A 779-nucleotide genomic window follows, 5' to 3' on the forward strand; every position below is an offset into this window, starting at 1 on the left:
CCGGCGAAGTTGGCGGTGTTCAACCCGCTGGTGATGGTGGTGTCGGTGATGCTGCTGCCCGCGCCATCGACGGTCAGTGAGTTGTTGGCGCCATTGGCACCATTGACCCCGTTGGGCCCGCCGTCGAGGCCATCGCCGCCGAGGACGTGGCCGTCGGTGATGGTGCCGTCGTTGGTCGCGGTCATATTCGCCTTGCCGCCGTTACCGCCGTTGCCGCCAGCACCGGTCACCGAGCCGTCAGCACCGGCGCCGCCGCGACCACCGGTGGCGGTGCTGCCGTCGTTGCCGGGGCCGGTGGAAACCACTGTTCCACCGTTGTTGGCCTGGATCGTCACAGCACCACCGTCACCGCCCTTGCCGCCGGCATTGCCGATAACGGTGCTGTCACCACCGGCACCGCCGTCACCGCCGGTCGCGGTGCCCGACGCGTTGCCGGTTCCCAGGGCCTGGACCCAGGCCGTGCCGCCCTTGCCGCCATCGCCGCCGGCAACCCCGGTACCACTGTTGCCACCCTTGCCGCCGATGGCGGTGCCGCCGGCAGTGGGGTTGTCACCAGGCGCCGTGGGGTTCTGGCCGATGATGGCTGCCCCGCCGCCGTTCCCGCCGGTGTGCCCGTCATGGCCTTCCCCGCCAGTACCGCCGACGGTATCGCCGGAAGCGTGGCCGGTAGTGGCTCCCAGGTTGCCGAAGCCGCCGTCCACCAAGGCGTAGCCGCCGTTGCCACCGACGCCACCACCGAAGGCACCACCTCCGGCACCACCGAGAGCCGTACCGGTTGC

Annotated in this window: 1 pseudogene; it reads right to left on the reverse strand. The window is 71.0% G+C overall.

The window, feature by feature from the left end:
• Nucleotides 1-779, reverse strand: a pseudogene (locus LI94_RS24130) (PE family protein); the annotation flags it as partial.

The organism is Mycobacterium sp. UM_Kg27, from assembly GCF_000972905.1.
Lineage (GTDB): Bacteria > Actinomycetota > Actinomycetes > Mycobacteriales > Mycobacteriaceae > Mycobacterium.